Below are 18,475 nucleotides of genomic sequence, written 5' to 3'. Positions count from 1 at the left end.
CGGGGGTCGCGTCAGCGGCGTCAGAGGAAAGAGCGAGGGGATCGGATGGCAGCATGAACGGGCTCTATGGAAATGAAGAGACGCTGGGACTCGCGAAAGACCAGCACAAAGGCGACATGATAAGCGCAAGCAAGGCTGACAGAAACGCCGACGGCGCCGCAAGAGCGACGCCGTCGGAGAAAGACTGAACCTGCCGTACGCGACTTACAGCAACAGCATGCCGAACAGCAGCACGCCCAGCAGCAGACGGTAGATGACGAAGGGCAACATGCCGATGCTGTCGATGGCCTTGAGGAACAGCTTGATGCACACCAGCGCCGAGACGAAGGACAGCACCACACCCAGTCCGACATCGAACAGCTGGGCTTCACTGCCGGTCTCGATCAGCTCCAGCCCCTTGAGTGAGCCCGCCGCGAGAATCAGCGGAATCGACAGCAGGAAGGAGAAGCGTGCCGCACTCTGACGCTCGAAGCCCAGCAGCAGTGCGGCAGTGATGGTGATGCCCGAGCGCGAGGTGCCCGGAATCAGTGCCAATGCCTGGAACAGACCGATGATCAACGCCCCCTTGAGCGTGAGCGTCGCCAGATCCCGCGTGCGCGTGCCCTTGGCATCCGCCCACCACAGCAGCAGACCGAAGACGATGGTGGTCGTGCCGATCACGGCAGTCGAACGCCCGGCCGTTTCCACCACATCGCCCAACAGGCCACCGAAGACGACGGCCGGCAGCGTCGCCAGCAATACCGCCCAGCCCAGACGGCTGTCGTCGGTCTGACGCGCCGCAAGCCCGCCAGAACCGCTGAACTGTCCGAACCAGCCAGCGAGGATATTGACGACATCCTTGCGAAAGGCCATCACCACGGCCAGCAGAGTACCGACATGGACCGCGACATCGAAGGCCAGTCCCTGGTCCGGCCAGCCAAGCACCTGGGAGGGCAGGATCAGGTGAGCGGAGGAGGAAATCGGCAGAAATTCGGTCAGACCTTGAATGACGGCCAACGCCACCACGTGCATGAGTTCCATGAAACATCCTTTTAAGAGTAACGGGCCTCAATGGCCCACACGGACGACAGACATCGCCTGTGGCACTGCGAGGTGCGGTGATGACAGAACGGTTCCCTGTCAGCCGATGCGCGACCGACATCAGGGGGCCGCAGTGTGATGCTGAAACCTTACGGCAGCCTTGGCAGACCACCTGACTGACGCGAGAGGATGGCGATCCCTGGCGCCATCAGCGCCATGCCACCTCGTTGCGCAGATAGACAGGCTGCGCCTCGACGGCAGCGACTGCCTCGCCGCGCGCAAAGGCCTGTGCCGCCAGGATGACCATGTCCTCGGCATCCGGCTGCGGTGCCTCCAGACGCTGCACGATGCTGGCGCGCAAGGCTTCCGGCAGCGCATCGTGCATGACCAGCCCGGAACCGATGGCCAGCCAGTCGTGCTCACGAAGCTCCTGGGGCAACTCCACGAGTCCCGGCGCCACGACCTGCTCGGGCAGCAGCTGGCTGACCTCGACCTCACCTTCGGCGGAGGTCGCCACACGATAGGCGCCGGTGTAAAGCTCGCCCATGCGGGCATCCAGCATCGGCAACACGAAACGGGCGTGGTGATGGCGATGGGCCTGCAGCGCCAGCGCCGCCAGGGTCGAGACACCGATCACCGGCACCTCAAGCCCGAAGGCCAGCCCCTGGATGGTGCCAGCCGCGATGCGCAGGCCCGTGAAGGAACCCGGGCCGTGGCCATAGGCCAGCGCGTCCAGATCCTTCAACGTCAGCTGGGCGTCTGCCAGCAGCGTCTCGATCATCGGCATCATCAGCTGGGTATGCTGACGGGGAGCTTCACAGCGCTCGGCAGTAACAACGCCGTCCTGCCACAGGGCAACGGAACAGGCGGAGGAGGATGCATCAATGGCCAGAAGCGTGGTCATGGGCGGTTCATCATCAGAAAAATGTGATGCGATTCTACCCGTCCCCCGCTAGCAGCAAAAGACGCAGGGTGTCCACGGCAGGTGTCGGCGCTGTGCGTCAGTCGTGCCACAGGCCGCGAACCTGCGCTGCAGAAGGGGTCTGTCGCAACACGCCATTTCGCTTTCGCGACCAAAGAAAACGCCCGCAGACAAAGCCTGCGGGCGTTTTCAAGGCGCTTGATACCGAAAGAGCACATCATGCGGGCCATGGCGGCGCCATAGTCCTCATGCCGTCTCAGGCAACGCGACTCACTGCTCCAGCGCGCTGACCAGCTGGGCACGAATGTCATCGACGGAGCCGATGCCTTCGATGCGATGGTAGGCCGGTGCCTGGGCATCGCCAGTGGCGGACCAGCTGGAGTAGTACTCGACCAGCGGCTCGGTCTGCTCATGGTAGACGGACAGACGGTTGCGCACCGTGGCTTCACGGTCATCTTCACGCTGGATCAAGGCTTCGCCAGTGACGTCGTCCTTGCCTTCCTCGCGCGGCGGGTTGTACTCGATGTGATAGACACGACCGGAATCCGGGTGCACACGACGACCGGACAGGCGCTTGACGATTTCCTCGTCCGCCACGGCGATCTCGACCACGTGGTCCAGCTTCACGCCCGCTTCCTTCATGGCGTCAGCCTGCGGAATGGTGCGCGGGAAGCCATCGAACAGGAAGCCGTTTTCGCAGTCGGGCTGGCTGATGCGTTCCTTGACCAGAGCGATGATGATCTCGTCGGACACCAGCCCGCCGGTATTCATGATCTCCTTGACCTTGAGCCCCAGCTCGCTGCCGGCCTTGACCGCTGCACGCAACATGTCTCCGGTGGAAATCTGCGGGATGTTGAAACGCTCGCAGATGAACTGGGCCTGAGTGCCCTTGCCGGCGCCGGGGGCGCCCAACAGGATCAAACGCATCGGTACTGCTCCTTGAGTGTGCAAATGAAAAGCGTGAAACGGGTGTAAATGGGTCATCCGGGCTTGTGTGCCCTACCCTCGACGGCAGATGGCCATCCGAGGCGCTCTGGCCGCCGAGCGCTCAAGACGACTCGGCTCACGCGCTGACCTGCGCAGTGTCTCCCCATCGACATGACAGTGAAGGAGACAGCCACGGGGCCTCGAGCGGCTTGCGACCAGGATGAAACAGGAAGCGGACCGACTGGTGGCGTGACGAACACTCTCCACGCACTGACGATCTCATTATGTCATCGCTATGCAACGCAAGGGCTGACGATACCGCTCACACGGCCATCGCACAAGCACACCAAAGGCGCGCATGACGCCCCTTGGCACTGTTTTGGCTCATTGATGACGGACGAGGCGATCGGCGCGTGCAGCGCCTCGTGATCCAGCCTCACGATGGCATGACGCCCCCGCGGCACTCGGTCGCAGGGGCGTCATGGCAGGGTTCCACTCATTTCAGGGTTCAGGCGTCATGGCCTGGGGGTCATGACCTCACTCGGCGACCTCTTCCGCCTGGCTGCTGCGACGTAGCCGCACCGCCTTGGCCCGCTTGCCGCGCAGCCGGATGTTGAGCATTTCCACCGCCAGCGAGAAGGCCATCGCCACGTAGATGTAGCCCTTGGGCACATGGACGCCGAAGCCTTCGACCATCAACATCATGCCGACCATGATCAGGAAGGACAGGGCCAGCATCTTGATGGTCGGGTGGCGATCGACGAAATCACCGATCGGCTTGGCCGCCACCATCATGATGCCCACCGAGATGACGATCGCGATGATCATCACCGTCAGATGGTCGACCATGCCCACCGCCGTGATCACCGAATCCAGCGAGAAGACGATATCGATCAACGCGATCTGGACCATGATCGCCATGAAGCTGGCACCGCCCTTCTTCGCGCCCTCTTCCGCCGGGTCCTCACCCTCGAGGTTGGCATGGATCTCATGGGTGCTCTTGCCGAGCAGGAACAGCCCCCCGAAGACCAGGATCAGATCCCGCCCGGAGAAGCTGAAATCCAGCACGCTGAACAACGGTGTCGTCAGTGACATCAGCCATGACAACGACATCAACAGCACGATGCGCATGCCCATCGCCAGGCCGAGACCGATCATGCGGCCACGTTGGCGCTGAGCCTCGGGCAGGCGCGCGACCAGAATCGACAGGAAGATGATGTTGTCGATGCCCAGCACGATCTCAAGCGCGGTCAGGGTCGCCAGAGCCACCCATGCCGAAGGGTCCATCAACCATTCCATTGTCTTGCTCCTTGTGTGTTGCGAGAACCGGCCTTCCCGGGTAGTGCCAGCACGATGCGGCAGATCGCGGCAGGTTGGCGTGAAGCATCGCATGTTGTGCAGGGCAGCAACAGCTGTCGCCGCCCTGCCACGCCAACGGACATGCACAAAAAAACGGCCTCCCGAAGGAGGCCGTTCTGTCGACAGGCCATCTGGCACCTGCCCTTGTCATGCAAGGTGCGAATCAGAGCAGCAGACGACGCACGTCGGTCAGCACCTGAGCCAGATACGCCGTGAAGCGTGCCGCATCCGCCCCGTTCACCGCACGGTGATCGTAGGACAGTGACAGCGGCATCATCAGACGCGGCTGGAAGGCAGCGCCATCCCACACCGGCTTCATCTGCGCCTTGGAGACACCCAGGATGGCGACTTCCGGCGTGTTGACGATCGGCGTGAAGGCAGTACCCCCAATGGAGCCAAGGCTCGAGATGGTGAAACAACCACCGGTCATCTCTTCGCGCTTGAGCTTCTTGGTCTGCGCCTTCTTGGCCAGCTCCACGGATTCGCGGGCCAGCTCCAGCAGGCTCTTCTGATCCGCATTGCGGATCACCGGCACCATCAGGCCGTCCGGCGTATCCACCGCGATACCGATGTGCACGTATTTCTTGTGCACCAGGGTCTCGCCGTCAGACTTGAGGCTGACGTTGAACTGCGGATACTTGGCCAGCGCGTGGGCAGCCGCCTTGATCATGAACGGCAGCGGCGTGAGCTTGGCGCCTGCCGCTTCTGCCTCGGCCTTCATGGACTTGCGGAAGGCCTCGAGCTCGGTGATGTCGGCTTCATCGAACTGGGTCACGTGCGGAACGTTGAGCCAGCTGCGATGCAGGTTGGTGGCACCCGCCTTCATCAGGCGGCCCATCTTCGACTCTTCGATCTCACCGAACTGGCTGAAGTCCTGATCCGGCACCTGCGGGATACCGGCACCGCCGGTGGCCTGCGCGGCAGGGGCTGCCGGTGCGGACTTGGCCTTCTGCATCATCTGCTTGACGTAGGCCTGGACATCTTCCTTCACCACACGGCCCTTCGGACCGCTGCCGGAGACGTCCGCCAGATCGACACCGAACTCACGCGCCAGCAGGCGAACCGCAGGCCCTGCGTGGACCTTGGCACCCTTGCTCGGCTTGTGGGCCGCCATCTGGGCTTCCGGGCTCGGCGTACCGGCCGGTGTCGGCTCAGGCTTCTGCTCGGCCTTGTCTGCCTTGGGCGCGGCCGGAGCCTCCGCCTTGGCAGCCTTCGGCGCAGGCTTGGCACCGGCAACCTCGAGGTAACCGATCAGGTCGCCCTCGGACACGGTGTCGCCTTCCTTGACGGAAAGCTCCACCACCTTGCCCTTGTAGGGGCTCGGGATGTCCATGGTCGCCTTGTCGGATTCCAGCGTGATCAGCGCGTCTTCCTCGTTGACCTCATCACCGACGGCCACGGCCATCTCGATGATCGGCACGCTGTCGCTGCCGGAGAGATCAGGGACACGCAATTCCTTGCGCTCCGGCTCACCGGAGGCCGGCTCACCGGAGGCCTGCTCTTCTTCGGCAGCCGGCGCTTCAGAGGCGGTCTCTTCAGACTCAGACGCAGACGCAGACGCGGAGGATTCTTCCGCCGGCGCTGATTCCGCCGCACTGTCACCGCCTTCACCGGCGATTTCCATCTGACCGATGACGTCACCGGACGCGACGTTGTCGCCTTCCTTGACGGTCAGCTTGACGATCTTGCCCTTGTGCGGGCTCGGGACGTCCATGCTGGCCTTGTCGGACTCCAGCGTGATCAGCGCATCCTCGGCGTCGACTTCGTCGCCTTCGGAGACCGCCATCTCGATGATCGGCACGGCCTCGGAGTCGCCCAGGTCCGGCACGACGATGTCGACGGTCCGGGTACCACCGGAAGCGGCCTTCGGTGCAGCAGCGGCCTCTTTCGGCGCCTGCTGCTCAGACGCTTCCTGCTTGGGAGCCTCTTCCTTCGGCGCTTCCTGCTCGTCAGAAGCGTCAGAGGAGGTGTCACCACCGCCTTCCGCTTCCAGCTCCAGGATGTCGTCGCCTTCGGAGACGGTGTCGCCTTCCTTGACGAGAATCTTCACCACCTTGCCGCCCTTCGGTGCCGGCACATCCATGCTGGCCTTGTCGGACTCAAGAGTGATCATGGTGTCTTCGGCGGAGATGACATCTCCGACCGCCACCGGTATCTCGATGATCTCGACATCGGAACTACCGCCAATGTCGGGAACCTTGATGATTTCGCTGCTCAAGATCGTGCTCCTTCCAAAACGTGCACGGGGAGCGACACCCGAATCACCTTCGCATCATCTTGATGTCGAGGATGGAGTGCCGCTCGCCTGTTCCGCGATCTCCGCTCAGACGCTCAGCGGATTCGGCTTGTTGGGGTCGATGCCGTAGGTCTTGATCGCTTCCGCGACCACCTTGCGGTCGATCTCACCACGATCCGCCAGCGCCTTCAGGGCCTGGACGGTGACGAAGTTGCGGTCGACTTCGAAGAAGTGACGCAGCTTCTCGCGGGTATCGGAACGACCGAAACCATCGGTACCGAGCACGTGATAGTCAGCCGGCACCCAGGCGCGAACCTGGTCAGCAAACAGCTTCATGTAGTCAGTGGCCGCCACGACCGGGCCGTCACGTCCTTCCAGGCACTGAGTGATGTGCGGCTTGGCCGGGGTCTCTTCCGGCTTGAGGAAGGCCTGACGATCCAGTTCCAGCGCTTCGCGACGCAGCTCGTTGAAGCTGGTGACGCTCCAGATGTCGGCATCGACACCGTAGTCGTCCTTCAGCATCACGGCAGCGGCTTCGACTTCACGCAGGATGGTGCCGGAACCCAGCAGCTGAACGCGTGCCTTGCCGTCCTTCGCGCCTTCCTTGAGCAGGTACATGCCCTTGATGATGTCGTCTGCGGGCACCGTTTCAAGCTCCGGCTGCTCGTAGTTCTCGTTCATCACCGCCAGGTAGTAGAAGACCGGCTCGTGCTGCTCGAACATGCGCTTCATGCCGTCCTGCACGATGACCGCCACTTCGTGAGCATAGGTCGGGTCGTAGGTGCGGCAGTTCGGGATGGTCGAGGCCAGGATATGGCTGTGGCCATCCTGGTGCTGCAGACCTTCACCGTTCAGGGTAGTACGCCCGGCGGTCCCGCCGACCAGGAAGCCACGTGCCTGCAGGTCGCCCGCGGCCCACGCCAGATCACCGATGCGCTGGAAGCCGAACATCGAGTAGTAGACGTAGAACGGCATCAGCGGCAGGTTGTGGTTGGCGTAGGACGTTGCCGCCGCCACCCACGCGGACATGGCGCCCGCTTCGGAGATACCTTCCTCGAGGACCTGACCTTTCTGGTCCTCGCGGTAATACATGATCTGACCCTTGTCGACCGGCTCGTACTTCTGGCCTGCCGCGGTGTAGATGCCCAGCTGACGGAACATGCCTTCCATGCCGAAGGTACGCGCTTCGTCAGGAATGATCGGCACGACACGCTCGCCGAGGGTCTTGTGCTTGACCAGACCGTTGAGCACGCGCACGAATGCCATGGTGGTGGACACTTCGCGACCGTTGGAGCCCTTGAGCTGGGACGCGAAGATCTTGTCGTCCAGCGGCGGGATTTCCAGCGTTTCATACTCGGTGCGACGCTGCGGCAGGTAGCCGTTCAGACGTTCGCGCATGAGGTGCATGTACTTCATTTCCGGGCTGTCGTCCGCCGGCTTGTAGTACGGCACTTCCTCGAGCTGCTCGTCGGTCAGCGGGATACCGAAGCGATCACGGAAGGTCTTGAGCGCTTCGTGCTCCATGGTCTTGACCTGGTGGGCTTCGTTGGCCGCTTCGCCATCGCCCATGCCCATGCCGTAACCCTTGACGGTGTGCGCCAGGATGACGGTCGGACGACCATTGGCGTTGTTGACCGCCTCGTGATACGCCGCGTAGACCTTGTACGGGTCGTGGCCACCACGGTTCAGACGCCAGATGTCGTCGTCTGACATGTCCTTGACCAGATCGGCCGTCTCCGGGTACTTGCCGAAGAAGTGCTCACGCGTGTACGCGCCGCCATTGGCCTTGTAGTTCTGGTAGTCGCCGTCGACCGCCTCGTCCATGCGCTTCTGCAGGATGCCTTTCTTGTCCTGCTCGAACAGCGGATCCCAGAAGCGACCCCAGGTGACCTTGAGCACGTTCCAGTCGGCACCACGGAAGACGCCTTCCAGCTCGTCCATGATGCGGCCGTTGCCGCGCACCGGACCATCAAGACGCTGCAGGTTGCAGTTGATGACGAAGATCAGGTTGTCGAGGTTCTCGCGACCCGCCAGCGAGATGGCCCCCAGGGATTCCGGCTCGTCACACTCGCCGTCACCCATGAAGCACCACACCTTGCGGTCGTACATGGACTTCAACTCACGCGAGTTGAGGTACTTCATGACGTGCGCCTGGTAGATCGCCTGGATCGGGCCCAGACCCATGGAGACGGTCGGGAACTGCCAGTAATCCGGCATCAGCCACGGGTGCGGATAGGAGGACAGGCCATTGCCGTCGACTTCCTGACGGAAGCTGTCCATCTGCTCCTGGCTGAGACGACCTTCCAGGAAGGAACGTGCATAGATACCCGGTGCCACGTGGCCCTGGATATACAGCAGGTCACCTTCGAAATCGCCTTCCGGTGCACGGAAGAAGTGGTTGAAACCTACATCATAAAGCGTCGCACTGGACATGAAGCTCGAGATGTGACCGCCCAGGCCCTTGTGGGCACGGTTGTTGCGGATCACCTGAGCGATGGCGTTGTAGCGGATAAGCGAACGGATACGACGCTCCATGAACAGGTCGCCCGGCATGCGCGCTTCGCGGTGCACGGGGATACTGTTGCGATGGGGCGTGGTCACCGAGAAGGGTACTTGATGGCCATCACGACGCAGGCGGTCGGCCAGGCGTGACATCAGGTACTGGGCACGATCCTCACCCTCACGATCCAGAACCGATTCCAGGGAGTCCAACCATTCCGTGGTTTCGATCGGATCGAGATCTTCTCTTGCCTCCAGACTCATAGACGTCTCTCCGAGTGAAGAAATTTTTTGTCAGTTGTTCCGACGAAATGCTACATCGGAACCAGTGGCGCTCTTCAGTGTGGGCACAGCCTTCTGAGTGGGCCGCGTCTCCGATAAAACCGCGGCAACCGGAGACTCCGGCTGCAGATGCGTTGTGCTTCGTGCGTCAAAGCAGGGCACAAGATGCAGTCATTTGGCGTGAAAGATACCGCAAACACCCCCCCGTGCCAATTCGGTGCGCATGGCCGCGCAGCCGTGCGCCATGGACTGGCACCGCCGTGGCCGTGCGGGTCTCGGCCAGTGCCGAGCGGGATTTCCCGCCGCATGCCAGCCGTCGCCTGGAGCACGTCTTGTAATAAAACTACCAACGCGCCCCGTGGCTACGCTCCCTGACCGGAATCCGGCACCTGCATGCTGCATTGCACCATCGCGAGGCACTTGCGACCTTAGTCCTGAATGTCGTCCAGCAGGCGATCGAAGTAAGCCCAGTCAAAGGCGGGACCAGGATCCGTCTTGCGCAACGGCGCAATCCGCGCATGCGAGGTGATGCGCTCACGGGTCAGCGCCGGGTAGCGGGCCATCAGGCCGGCGACCGTCCGTGCCAGCGTCCGGTACTGCACCTCGCGGTAGGGGTGCACCTCATCGCCCTCGAGCTCGATGCCGATGCTGAAGTCATTGAGCTCCACGCGCTCACGCGCTCCGTCATGCCAGCGCGACCGCCCCGCATGCCAGGCACGACGATCGAAGGGCACGAACTGCACCAGACGACCATCACGCTGGATCAGCACATGCGCCGAGACGCGCAGATGATGGATGTCGGCAAAGTAGGGATGGGCACCGGGGTCGAGCTGATTGGTGAACAGCTGCTCGATGGCCGGCCCCCCGAAGCGCCCCGGTGGCAGGCTGATGGAATGCAGCACCAATGCCGACACTTCGCCCTCGGGACGCGCATTGTGGTTGGGCGACGGCACCTGACGGGCATTTTCCAGCCAGTGCTCAGGGGTGACGGCCAGTCGCGCCAGCTGGCCCGACCATGGGGAGGAAGACGAGGGGGGCATCGATGACTCCAGACGGGAACGACATTGCACGCGGGGCGTGAGTTTCATGACGGCCTGATCGTGATCCTGCCGGCCCGGTGCACCGTCAGGCGAGATATCGCACCGGTATCGCACACAGGGACTGACCGCCCGCGCGGCTTTTCCTATAATGGCGCACATTATGGCATGCTCGGCAGCCATGGGTCTGTGTCGGGGGGCTTCCTGCGGCGCGATACCAGCTCCGGCAGCACTTCTTGCACAAGGATCAGACGCGCATGAACTTCCACGACGCCCTCGCCGAGGATATCCGCACCAGCGCCGCCCGCCTGCTCGCCGAAGATGTTGGCGGTGGCGACATCACCGCCGAGCTGATTCCCGAAAGACAGTGGGCCAAGGCCCGGGTGATCAGCCGTGAGGCGGCCATTCTGTGCGGCGTGCCCTGGGTGGATGAGCTCTTTCGTCGCCTCGACTCGCGTGTCAGTCTCAAGTGGCTGGCCAGCGATGGTGACCGACTCGAGGCCGACACGCCCTTCCTTGAGCTGGAAGGTCCCGCTCGCTCGCTGCTGACCGGAGAGCGCGCAGCACTCAATCTGCTGCAGACGCTGTCCGGCACCGCGACCCGCGCCCACCACTACGCTTCACTCGTGGAAGGCAGCGGCGTGCGTCTGCTGGATACCCGCAAGACGCTGCCCGGCATGCGAGTGTCCCAGAAATACGCCGTCAGCTGCGGGGGCGGCCACAATCATCGCATCGGCCTGTATGACGCCTTCCTGATCAAGGAAAACCATATCGCCGCCTGTGGCAGCATCGCGGCCGCCGTCCGTGAGGCACGCGATATCGCCTCGGACCTGACCTGCGAAGTGGAAGTCGAGAATTTCGCGGAGCTGGAACAGGCGCTGGATGCCGGTGCCGACGTCATCATGCTCGACAACTTCAACAACGATCAGCTCATCGAGGCCGTCGCGCGCAACAAGGCGCATGCCAGGCCAGCCGTGCTGGAAGCCTCGGGCAACGTCAACGAGAGCACCCTGGCCGGCATCGCCGCCACCGGCGTGGATTGCATCTCGATCGGCGCGCTGACCAAGGACGTGACGGCCATCGACCTGTCGATGCGCATCTACACTGTCGAGACCCGCTAGCCAGATGACAGGTGAGTGTCTTCCTGCTGGTCAGCTCCTGTCCTGCTGATGCCACCGGTGACACCGGTCCATCTTCATGACGCCTTGCCATACCGCCAGGGAGGCGCCCCATGTCCTCGCCATCTCCTCATCAGCGTCCGCCTGCCGCCTCCACGGTGTCAGGCGGACGCTGGCAGACCCGCCGCTGGAGCCTCTACGCACCGATCTACGACCGCGTGGCAGCGCGTGCCCTGCGCTCGGCACGCCGAGACGCCATCGCGACACTGGACCTGAAAGCCGGGACTCGCGTGCTGCTGCTCGGCGGCGGCACCGGGCTCGACCTGCCCTTCCTGCCCCGTGACATCGAACTCGAGGTGGTCGATGCCTCGCCCGCCATGCTGCGCCGCTGCCGCGAGCGCGCCGAGGCGCTGGGCTTCGATGCCAACGTCAAGCTGGGCGATGCCATGGCGCTCGACTTTCCCGATGGCCACTTTGACGTCGTGATCGCCCACCTGATCTTCGCGGTCGTGCCAGAACCGCAGACAGCCTTCGATGAAGCATTGCGCGTGCTGGCATCGGACGGCGAGATGTCCCTGCTCGACAAGGGCTTGCGCGGTCAACAGCCAGCCGGGGTGATCCGGCGGCTGCTCAATCCGCTGGCCCGCCTGCTGGCCACCAATCTCAGCGTGCCTCTCGATGGCCTGCTGGAAGGGCATGCCATACAGCGCATGGAAGACCGCGACCTCGGGCCTGGCGGCCTGTTGCGTCACATGCACCTTCGCAAGATCTGATCCGCACCGGCGCTGCCCCTTGCATTGCGCGCCCGGCACCGCCACGCAACAAGGACATCCAGATGACAGCAGCGAGCCGATTCGTGACCGTTGTCTCGGCACTCACCCAGGTGCCAGGCCATCGTGTGCGAACGCCGTCGCTTGCCGTGAAGGAGGTTGCATGCAGATTGATCTACACGGACGCAGCGCCATCATCAGTGGTTCCACCGCCGGCATCGGCCTTGCCATCGCGACGGGACTCGCCCGCGCGGGTGCCAGCGTCACCCTGACCGGCCGTACCCAGGCACGTGTCGATGACGCCATCGCCCAGCTCAAGAGTGACGTCCCTGACAGCAGGGTACAGGGCGTGGCCGCGGACCTGGGCACGCGCGAAGGCTGCGACACGCTGATCCAGACCGTCCCGGACACCGACATCCTGATCAACAATGTCGGCATCTTCGCCCCACAGGACTTCTTCGAGACCGACGACGACACCTGGGAGCAGTTCTTCCAGGTCAACGTGATGTCGGCAGTACGTCTGTCCCGCCACTATGCGCGTGGCATGAAGGAGCGCGACTGGGGGCGCATCCAGTTCCTGTCCAGCGAGTCGGCGCTCAACATCCCCAGCGAGATGGTCCATTACGGCATGACCAAGTCCGCCGTCCAGTCCGTCTCACGCGGGCTCGCCAAGGTGCTGTCCGGCACGCAGGTCACCGTCAACGCCATCCTGCCCGGGCCGACCCGCTCCGAGGGCGTGCTCGAGATGCTCAAGAAGAGCGCCGAGGAGCAAGGCAGGACGCTTGAGGAGGTCGAGGCCGACTTCGTCCAGCAGACCCGCCCCACCTCCATCCTCCAGCGCATGGCAAGCCCCGAGGAAGTCGCCAACATGAGCGTCTACGCGGCCTCCGAGCAGGCCAGCGCCACCACCGGCGCCGCGCTGCGGGTGGAAGGCGGTATCGTCGATACCATGGCCTGATCGCCAGCCAGGTCCGTTACCCTGTCGAACGCAAGACGCCCCCACCGGGTGACCGGTGGGGGCGTCTTCATGTCCGATATCACCGTGACGCACGCGTCACTCGTCGAGACGTTTCTCGAAGCGTTCGCGCTTGAGGCAGATGCCGCCTCGCTTGACGTGCTCAAGCCCCAGACTCTCCCAGCCGCGGCGTGCAAGCCCTGGCGACAGCATCAGACTGGCCTCCAGACTCACCACCCGCACCTTGCGTCGGCGAAGGTCCTGTTCGGCCTCCTCCAGCAAGCGGGTGCCTATCCCCTGCCCGGTCAGCCCCGGGTAGACGTAGAGCATCTCGATCCGGGCCAGCGGCCATTCAGGGGCATACTCGCAGAAGGCGATGCAGCGCCCGTCCCGTTCGGCCACCAGCACTTCGAAGCGATGCTGGCGCGCCGCCCAGCGCTCGGCATCCCTGGGCACACGGGACGCCCATTGCTGGCGTTGCGCCAGATCATAGTGACTGGCCGCTCCCTGCATCACGGCCTGATAGAACACCTCGGCCTGATCCGCGGCGTGGCGCGGCTGCGCGGTCACGATGCTGATGCGCGAGGCTACTGCGCGGCTATCGGTCTGGCTGTGCAATCGTAGGTCCTCCTTGTGCCCCGGGACGGGGCGATTCGCTTTCGGGAATGCGGCTGACTCGCGGTGGCTCAGAGGGTGTCGAGAGACGTCTGATCAGCGACTGCCTCTCACCCACTGAAGGACACTTCATCGAAGCGACTGGCCTGAGGGTGATCCCCCGTGACCATGCCGGGCTCACGGACCAGCTGCCAGGTCTGGAAGCCGGCGGCCGCGGCGGCATCGAGCTCAGCCACCACATCGGACAGAAACAGGATCTCGGCACCCGGCAGGCCCAGATGCGCGGCAATCCGACGATAACTCTCGGCCTCCTGCTTCGGCCCTGTCGTGGTATCGAAGTAGCCCGCGAACAGCGGTGTGAGATCCCCGGCATCCGAGTGACCGAACAGCAGCTTCTGCGCCTGGATCGAGCCTGAAGAATAGACATGCAGGGACAGCCCGCGTTCCTTCCAGTCACGCAATCCCTTCACGGCATCGGGATACACATGGCCGGTGAAGTCGCCGTCCGCGTAGCCCTTCGCCCAGACCATGCCTTGCAGGGCCTTGAGTGGCGTGGCCTTGCGATCGGCATCGATCCAGCCTTCCAGGATGCCGATCACGGTTTCGAGGTCCGCCTCGGGCGCCTCGGCCAGCTCACGGGTGGCTGCCAGCTGCTCGGCGACATCATCGCGCTCGGCATTGGCGCGCAGGAAATCGCCCAGATTGGCGCGCGCATAGGGGAACAGCACCTGATGCACGAAGCGAATCGAGCCGGTGGTGCCCTCGATGTCAGTGACGATGGCGCGAATCATGCGGACTCCTGGGAATGCGGGGCGGCAGTCTGGGTGAAGTGTTCCGCCAGCGCTTCATGACGCGGGAAGCGGGCGGCGATGTCGTTGTCGGTGAAGTTGGCGACCCAGCCCTCCGGATTGGTGAACAGGCGGATGGCGGTGAAGTCCGGCGTCGGTCCCATGTCGAACCAGTGCGCGGTACCGGCCGGCACGGCGATCAGGTCATCCTTCTCGCAACCGACCGCCAGCACCCGCTCACCCAGATGCAGGTAGAAGATGCCGCTGCCGCGCACGAAGAAGCGCACCTCGTGCTCCGCGTGGCGATGCTCATCGAGGAACTTGCCCCGCAGCGCTTCCCGCTCGGGGTGATCCGGCGTCAGACCGATCACGTCGGCGGTCACGAAGCCGTTTTCCAGCTTGAGACGCGCGACATCGTCGGCGTAGGCCGCCAGCACCTGAGCCTGGTCGGTGGGATCACGCAACTCGCAGCCCGCCGTCCAGCGCTCGAAGCGGATGCCTTCGGCCTCGAGTTCGCTGGCGATCCGCGCGCCATCGGTCGTGATCAACTGTGGACGCGAGGCGTCCTGTTCGGCGTAGATGGCCAGAAAGCTCATCGCTGTCTCCTCAGTTCCAGTTCACAGCCCATCAGGAAATCGAGCGCTTCGACATGCCGGCGGCAGGCCGTCATGCTGCTGGCCCAGGTATAGAGGCCATGACCACGGATCAGGTAGCCATGCAGGCCGACATCCGCCTTGAGGCGGGCCCGCACGTCCAGCGCCAGCGCATCGATGTCCTGAGTATTGTCGAACACCGCCAGACGTACTGGCGTCTCATGACTCTTGATACCTTCCAGGGCCTTGTTGAGTTCGAAGCCCTCCAGGTTCAGGGTATCGCCCTCATGACACAGCGACAGCACGGTGGCGGCCCTGGAGTGGGTATGCAGAATCGCCTGCGCCTGCGGCAGATCCTCGTAGAGCTGGCCATGCAGGCGTGCCTCGTCCGAGGCCTTGCGTGATGTGCCCAGCAACCTGACGGCGAAATCGCCGACCAGGATATCGCCACTGGTCAGGCGGCCCTTGTGGCAGCCCGAGGCAGTCACCGCCATCAGGCGATCACTGAGGCGACAGGAGAAGTTGCCGCCCGTGGCGGGCACCTGACCGGCAGCGTCCAGTGCGCGCCCGGCCTCGATCAACTGCTGGCTCGCCTGCGCCAGATGATCAAGATCCAGCGTCGGCTGCAGGCCATCGGCGGTGGCGGCAATGGCGATGGGGTCTGACATGGTCTGATTGGCCCTCAAGAATCGCGTGGAGCGCTCTCGCTCCGACGCCAGCATCACGACTCAGTGCCGCTGGGCACTGCTCTCGCGGCAGACTACACAAGCCAGCCCGGCGAGACCAGTCATGCCGTACGACGGCGAGCATGGCATCATGGCGGCCCGGGATGTCACACGACACCCTGCCCCGTCATCACTTCAGCCTCTGCCACGGTCTTGCCATGTCCTCTTCCGATCAGCCCGCCAGCCCCCATCCGACCGCCGACACGACCGAGCGCCCGATGAGCGATGCCGCACTGGCCAGACGCATGCCGCTGCTGCCCCCTCATCTGCGTGAGCAGGCCATGACACTGGGGCAACAGACCATGCAGCCGGTGGGCATCATCGAAAGCTGCTACCCGGACAAGTTCGGCATTCCCCGCCAGCCGGGTCTGGCACGCCATGCCACCGCCATCCTGCACCTGCTGCCGCCCTTCGATGACCCGGACTGCGTGCGCGACATCGACGGCTTCAGCCACCTGTGGATCCACTTCCTGTTCCACGCCAGCCCCACACGCTGGACGCCGCTGATCCGCCCGCCACGCCTGGGTGGCAATGCACGCACCGGCGTGTTCGCCTCGCGCAGTACCCATCGTCCCAACCGACTGGGCCAGTCGGTGGTCGAGCTTGCAGGCGTCGAGACAGGCGCCAGCGGCGTGCGCCTGCTGCTGCGCGGCCATGACCTGCTGGATGGCACGCCGGTGATGGACATCAAGCCCTATCTGCCGTGGGTCGATGCCGTGCCCCAGGCACGTGCCGGTTACGCGCCTGCCCCGCCGCCACGCCATGCCGTCATGTTCAGTGACGAGGCCGAGCAGCAGCTTGAACAGCGCTCCGACAGTGCCACGCTGCGCGCGCTGATCGAGGAAGTGCTCGCCCAGGACCCGCGCCCCGCCTACCACGCCGCCAAGGCTGCCGATGGCAAGCGTCAATATGGCGTGCAGCTGGTGGACGTGGATGTGCGCTTCACGGCGTACACCCAACCCGACGGCAGCCTGACGATGCAGGTCGCCGCCATCGTGGCCAGCTGAACGAGAGAGCGGTGCCAGATCAGGACCATGCCAGATTGCATTGGCGAACCGTCACGACTCCTGACCATACTGGGCGTGCATTCCAGCATCTTCACGTGTTCCACCGGGAGTCCGCCGCATGAGTATTCGTCTGCTTGCCTTTGCCGCCAGTACCCGCAAGGCCTCCGTCAATCGGCGCCTGATCACTCGCCTCGCCCATCTGGCCGGCGATCAGGGAGCCGAGATCAACCTGCTCGACCTCAACGACTTCCCGATGCCGCTCTACGATGGGGACAGCGAAGAAGCCAACGGGCGTCCTGCCAGTGCAGACCGTCTGCAGGCCCTGTTTGCCAGCCATCAGGGGCTGTTGCTGGCCACCCCGGAATACAATGGCTTCTTCAGCCCATTGCTCAAGAACACCTTTGACTGGCTGTCGCGTCCGGACACCGAAGGCCAGAGCGGCATGGATGTCTTGCGCGGCATGCCGGTCGGCATCGTCTCGGCGTCCCCGGGCGGGATGGGCGGCATGCGCGCCCTGCCGTTCGTGCGACTCTATCTGAACAACCTCGGCATGCTGGTCGCGCCCCAGCAGATCGCGGTATCCCGGGCAGGCAGTGCCTTTCGCGAGGATGGCAGCCTGGATGACGAAGGTCAGGATCACGCGCTGGCGAGTGTCGCACAGCAGGTGATCGAGCTGGCGAGACTGCGCCACGGGTAACGCCTCCGTACCGCTTCACCTCTGCACATGCGAACCTCTGCACATGCAAACCTCTGACACGAGACGACCCTCCTGCCACTGGCAGGAGGGTCGTCTCGTTCATGTGTGCATCGTGAGTGAGGCGGCGGCCTCACGCCATGCTCACGCCGTGAAATCGATCCCGATACGACGGCCGACTTCCTCGTAGGCTTCGATCACGCCGCCCAGACCCTGACGGAAGCGGTCCTTGTCGAGCTTCTCGCGCGTCTCGGCATCCCACAGACGGCAGCCGTCCGGCGAGAATTCGTCACCCAGCACGACCTCACCCTTGAAGACACCGAACTCGAGCTTGTAGTCGACCAGCAGGATGCCGCCATCGAGGAACAGCTGCTTGAGGATGTCGTTGACCTGGAAGGTCAGTTCCTTGGCGCGCGCCAGGTGCTTGGGCTCTGCCCAGCCGAAGGTCTCGACCAGCGATTCGTTGATCATCGGGTCGCCCTTCTCGTCGTTCTTGAGGAACAGCTCGAAGGTCGGCGGATTGAGCTCGAGGCCTTCCTCGACACCCAGACGACGCACCAGTGAGCCGGCGGAGATGTTACGCACCACGCACTCCACCGCCATCATGTCGAGACGCTTGACCAGACACTCGTTGTCGCTGACCAGACGCTCGAAGTGGGTCGGGATACCGGCCGCCTTGAGCTTCTCCATGATGAAGGCATTGAACTTGTTGTTGACCATGCCCTTGCGGTCCAGCTGCTCGATACGCTTGCCGTCGAAGGCACTGGTATCGTCGCGGAATTCCAGCAGCAGAAGATCCGGATCGTCGGTGACGAAGACGGATTTGGCCTTGCCAGCGTAGAGCTCTTCACGCTTTTCCATGAGATTCCCCCTGATGACGCTAGTCGCGTCGAGTGTTGAGGCGGTCGACGATGAATCGATCACGCTT

17 protein-coding genes are annotated in these 18,475 nt (G+C 63.7%); 5 read left to right on the top strand and 12 right to left on the bottom strand.

The window, feature by feature from the left end; genetic code table 11:
• Positions 1-204: 204 nt before the first annotated feature.
• The 7 genes from OW493_RS13510 to ampD all read right to left on the bottom strand — a co-directional run bounded on the left by OW493_RS13510 (position 205) and on the right by ampD (position 10,285).
• Positions 205-1,020, bottom strand: coding sequence for an undecaprenyl-diphosphate phosphatase (locus OW493_RS13510; RefSeq protein ID WP_077380138.1), 816 nt, complete (start codon positions 1,018-1,020; stop codon positions 205-207).
• A gap of 208 nt (positions 1,021-1,228) precedes the next feature.
• Entirely contained in the window at positions 1,229-1,924 is a 696-nt protein-coding gene (tsaB, locus tag OW493_RS13505) for a tRNA (adenosine(37)-N6)-threonylcarbamoyltransferase complex dimerization subunit type 1 TsaB (RefSeq protein WP_077380140.1), read from the bottom strand.
• A gap of 288 nt (positions 1,925-2,212) precedes the next feature.
• The gene (gene adk, locus OW493_RS13500; protein WP_077380142.1) at positions 2,213-2,869 is read right to left on the bottom strand and encodes an adenylate kinase; all 657 of its coding nucleotides are present in this window, start codon (positions 2,867-2,869) and stop codon (positions 2,213-2,215) included.
• A 537-nt stretch (positions 2,870-3,406) separates the two neighbouring features.
• Complete coding sequence (locus tag OW493_RS13495; protein WP_077380144.1) at positions 3,407-4,168, bottom strand: TerC family protein; 762 nt, start codon at positions 4,166-4,168, stop codon at positions 3,407-3,409.
• A 223-nt stretch (positions 4,169-4,391) separates the two neighbouring features.
• Positions 4,392-6,446, bottom strand: a complete 2,055-nt coding sequence (gene aceF / locus OW493_RS13490; RefSeq protein ID WP_289864406.1) for a dihydrolipoyllysine-residue acetyltransferase — start codon at positions 6,444-6,446, stop codon at positions 4,392-4,394.
• Between the two features lie 105 nt (positions 6,447-6,551).
• On the bottom strand, positions 6,552-9,227 hold the full coding sequence (gene aceE / locus OW493_RS13485; protein WP_077380148.1) for a pyruvate dehydrogenase (acetyl-transferring), homodimeric type: 2,676 nt from the start codon (positions 9,225-9,227) through the stop codon (positions 6,552-6,554).
• A 446-nt stretch (positions 9,228-9,673) separates the two neighbouring features.
• Complete coding sequence (gene ampD / locus OW493_RS13480) at positions 9,674-10,285, bottom strand: 1,6-anhydro-N-acetylmuramyl-L-alanine amidase AmpD (protein WP_084207887.1); 612 nt, start codon at positions 10,283-10,285, stop codon at positions 9,674-9,676.
• A gap of 254 nt (positions 10,286-10,539) precedes the next feature.
• On the opposite strand from ampD, the gene nadC reads away from it, so the two are divergent.
• The 3 genes from nadC (at position 10,540) to OW493_RS13465 (ending at position 13,128) form a co-directional block, all read left to right on the top strand.
• Positions 10,540-11,403, top strand: a complete 864-nt coding sequence (gene nadC, locus OW493_RS13475; RefSeq protein WP_271303326.1) for a carboxylating nicotinate-nucleotide diphosphorylase — start codon at positions 10,540-10,542, stop codon at positions 11,401-11,403.
• Positions 11,404-11,513: 110 nt separating this feature from the next.
• Entirely contained in the window at positions 11,514-12,173 is a 660-nt protein-coding gene (locus OW493_RS13470; protein WP_084207885.1) for a class I SAM-dependent methyltransferase, read from the top strand.
• Positions 12,174-12,333: 160 nt separating this feature from the next.
• A complete protein-coding gene (locus OW493_RS13465; RefSeq protein ID WP_289864405.1) occupies positions 12,334-13,128 on the top strand; it encodes an SDR family oxidoreductase in 795 nt (264 codons plus the stop codon).
• Between the two features lie 96 nt (positions 13,129-13,224).
• On the opposite strand, the gene OW493_RS13460 is transcribed toward OW493_RS13465, so the two are convergent.
• The 4 genes from OW493_RS13460 to OW493_RS13445 all read right to left on the bottom strand — a co-directional run bounded on the left by OW493_RS13460 (position 13,225) and on the right by OW493_RS13445 (position 15,789).
• Entirely contained in the window at positions 13,225-13,743 is a 519-nt protein-coding gene (locus tag OW493_RS13460; protein ID WP_289864404.1) for a GNAT family N-acetyltransferase, read from the bottom strand.
• 107 nt (positions 13,744-13,850) lie between these two features.
• On the bottom strand, positions 13,851-14,531 hold the full coding sequence (gene mtnC, locus OW493_RS13455; protein WP_084207884.1) for an acireductone synthase: 681 nt from the start codon (positions 14,529-14,531) through the stop codon (positions 13,851-13,853).
• Positions 14,528-15,124, bottom strand: coding sequence for a cupin (locus OW493_RS13450; RefSeq protein WP_077380160.1), 597 nt, complete (start codon positions 15,122-15,124; stop codon positions 14,528-14,530). The genes mtnC and OW493_RS13450 overlap by 4 nt, the downstream gene beginning before the upstream one ends.
• Positions 15,121-15,789 carry a methylthioribulose 1-phosphate dehydratase gene (locus OW493_RS13445; protein ID WP_289864403.1) on the bottom strand — a complete coding sequence of 223 codons (669 nt, stop codon included), beginning with the start codon at positions 15,787-15,789 and terminating at the stop codon, positions 15,121-15,123. The genes OW493_RS13450 and OW493_RS13445 overlap by 4 nt, the downstream gene beginning before the upstream one ends.
• 359 nt (positions 15,790-16,148) lie before the next feature.
• Between OW493_RS13445 and tsaA the strand changes: the two genes are divergently transcribed.
• Complete coding sequence (tsaA, locus tag OW493_RS13440) at positions 16,149-16,853, top strand: tRNA (N6-threonylcarbamoyladenosine(37)-N6)-methyltransferase TrmO (RefSeq protein ID WP_289864489.1); 705 nt, start codon at positions 16,149-16,151, stop codon at positions 16,851-16,853.
• A 118-nt stretch (positions 16,854-16,971) separates the two neighbouring features.
• Complete coding sequence (locus OW493_RS13435) at positions 16,972-17,550, top strand: NAD(P)H-dependent oxidoreductase (protein ID WP_284729225.1); 579 nt, start codon at positions 16,972-16,974, stop codon at positions 17,548-17,550.
• A 141-nt stretch (positions 17,551-17,691) separates the two neighbouring features.
• On the opposite strand, the gene purC is transcribed toward OW493_RS13435, so the two are convergent.
• A complete protein-coding gene (gene purC, locus OW493_RS13430; protein WP_077380164.1) occupies positions 17,692-18,408 on the bottom strand; it encodes a phosphoribosylaminoimidazolesuccinocarboxamide synthase in 717 nt (238 codons plus the stop codon).
• Positions 18,409-18,475: the final 67 nt, after the last annotated feature.

The sequence above is a fragment of the Cobetia sp. 14N.309.X.WAT.E.A4 genome (assembly GCF_030397495.1).
Classification (GTDB): Bacteria; Pseudomonadota; Gammaproteobacteria; order Pseudomonadales; family Halomonadaceae; genus Cobetia; species Cobetia marina.
The sequence above is the reverse complement of the archived record's forward strand: the minus strand, read 5'-3'. Positions and strand labels throughout refer to the sequence as shown.

Coding starts and splice junctions, on each gene's coding strand:
- tsaA (WP_289864489.1), top strand. CDS start 16,149: ATGCAGCCGGTGGGCATCATCGAAAGCTGCTACCCGGACAAGTTCGGC.
- ampD (WP_084207887.1), bottom strand. CDS start 10,285: ATGCCCCCCTCGTCTTCCTCCCCATGGTCGGGCCAGCTGGCGCGACTG.
- OW493_RS13495 (WP_077380144.1), bottom strand. CDS start 4,168: ATGGAATGGTTGATGGACCCTTCGGCATGGGTGGCTCTGGCGACCCTG.
- purC (WP_077380164.1), bottom strand. CDS start 18,408: ATGGAAAAGCGTGAAGAGCTCTACGCTGGCAAGGCCAAATCCGTCTTC.
- OW493_RS13445 (WP_289864403.1), bottom strand. CDS start 15,789: ATGTCAGACCCCATCGCCATTGCCGCCACCGCCGATGGCCTGCAGCCG.
- mtnC (WP_084207884.1), bottom strand. CDS start 14,531: ATGATTCGCGCCATCGTCACTGACATCGAGGGCACCACCGGCTCGATT.
- tsaB (WP_077380140.1), bottom strand. CDS start 1,924: ATGACCACGCTTCTGGCCATTGATGCATCCTCCTCCGCCTGTTCCGTT.
- adk (WP_077380142.1), bottom strand. CDS start 2,869: ATGCGTTTGATCCTGTTGGGCGCCCCCGGCGCCGGCAAGGGCACTCAG.
- aceE (WP_077380148.1), bottom strand. CDS start 9,227: ATGAGTCTGGAGGCAAGAGAAGATCTCGATCCGATCGAAACCACGGAA.
- OW493_RS13450 (WP_077380160.1), bottom strand. CDS start 15,124: ATGAGCTTTCTGGCCATCTACGCCGAACAGGACGCCTCGCGTCCACAG.
- OW493_RS13465 (WP_289864405.1), top strand. CDS start 12,334: ATGCAGATTGATCTACACGGACGCAGCGCCATCATCAGTGGTTCCACC.
- OW493_RS13510 (WP_077380138.1), bottom strand. CDS start 1,020: ATGGAACTCATGCACGTGGTGGCGTTGGCCGTCATTCAAGGTCTGACC.
- OW493_RS13470 (WP_084207885.1), top strand. CDS start 11,514: ATGTCCTCGCCATCTCCTCATCAGCGTCCGCCTGCCGCCTCCACGGTG.
- nadC (WP_271303326.1), top strand. CDS start 10,540: ATGAACTTCCACGACGCCCTCGCCGAGGATATCCGCACCAGCGCCGCC.
- OW493_RS13435 (WP_284729225.1), top strand. CDS start 16,972: ATGAGTATTCGTCTGCTTGCCTTTGCCGCCAGTACCCGCAAGGCCTCC.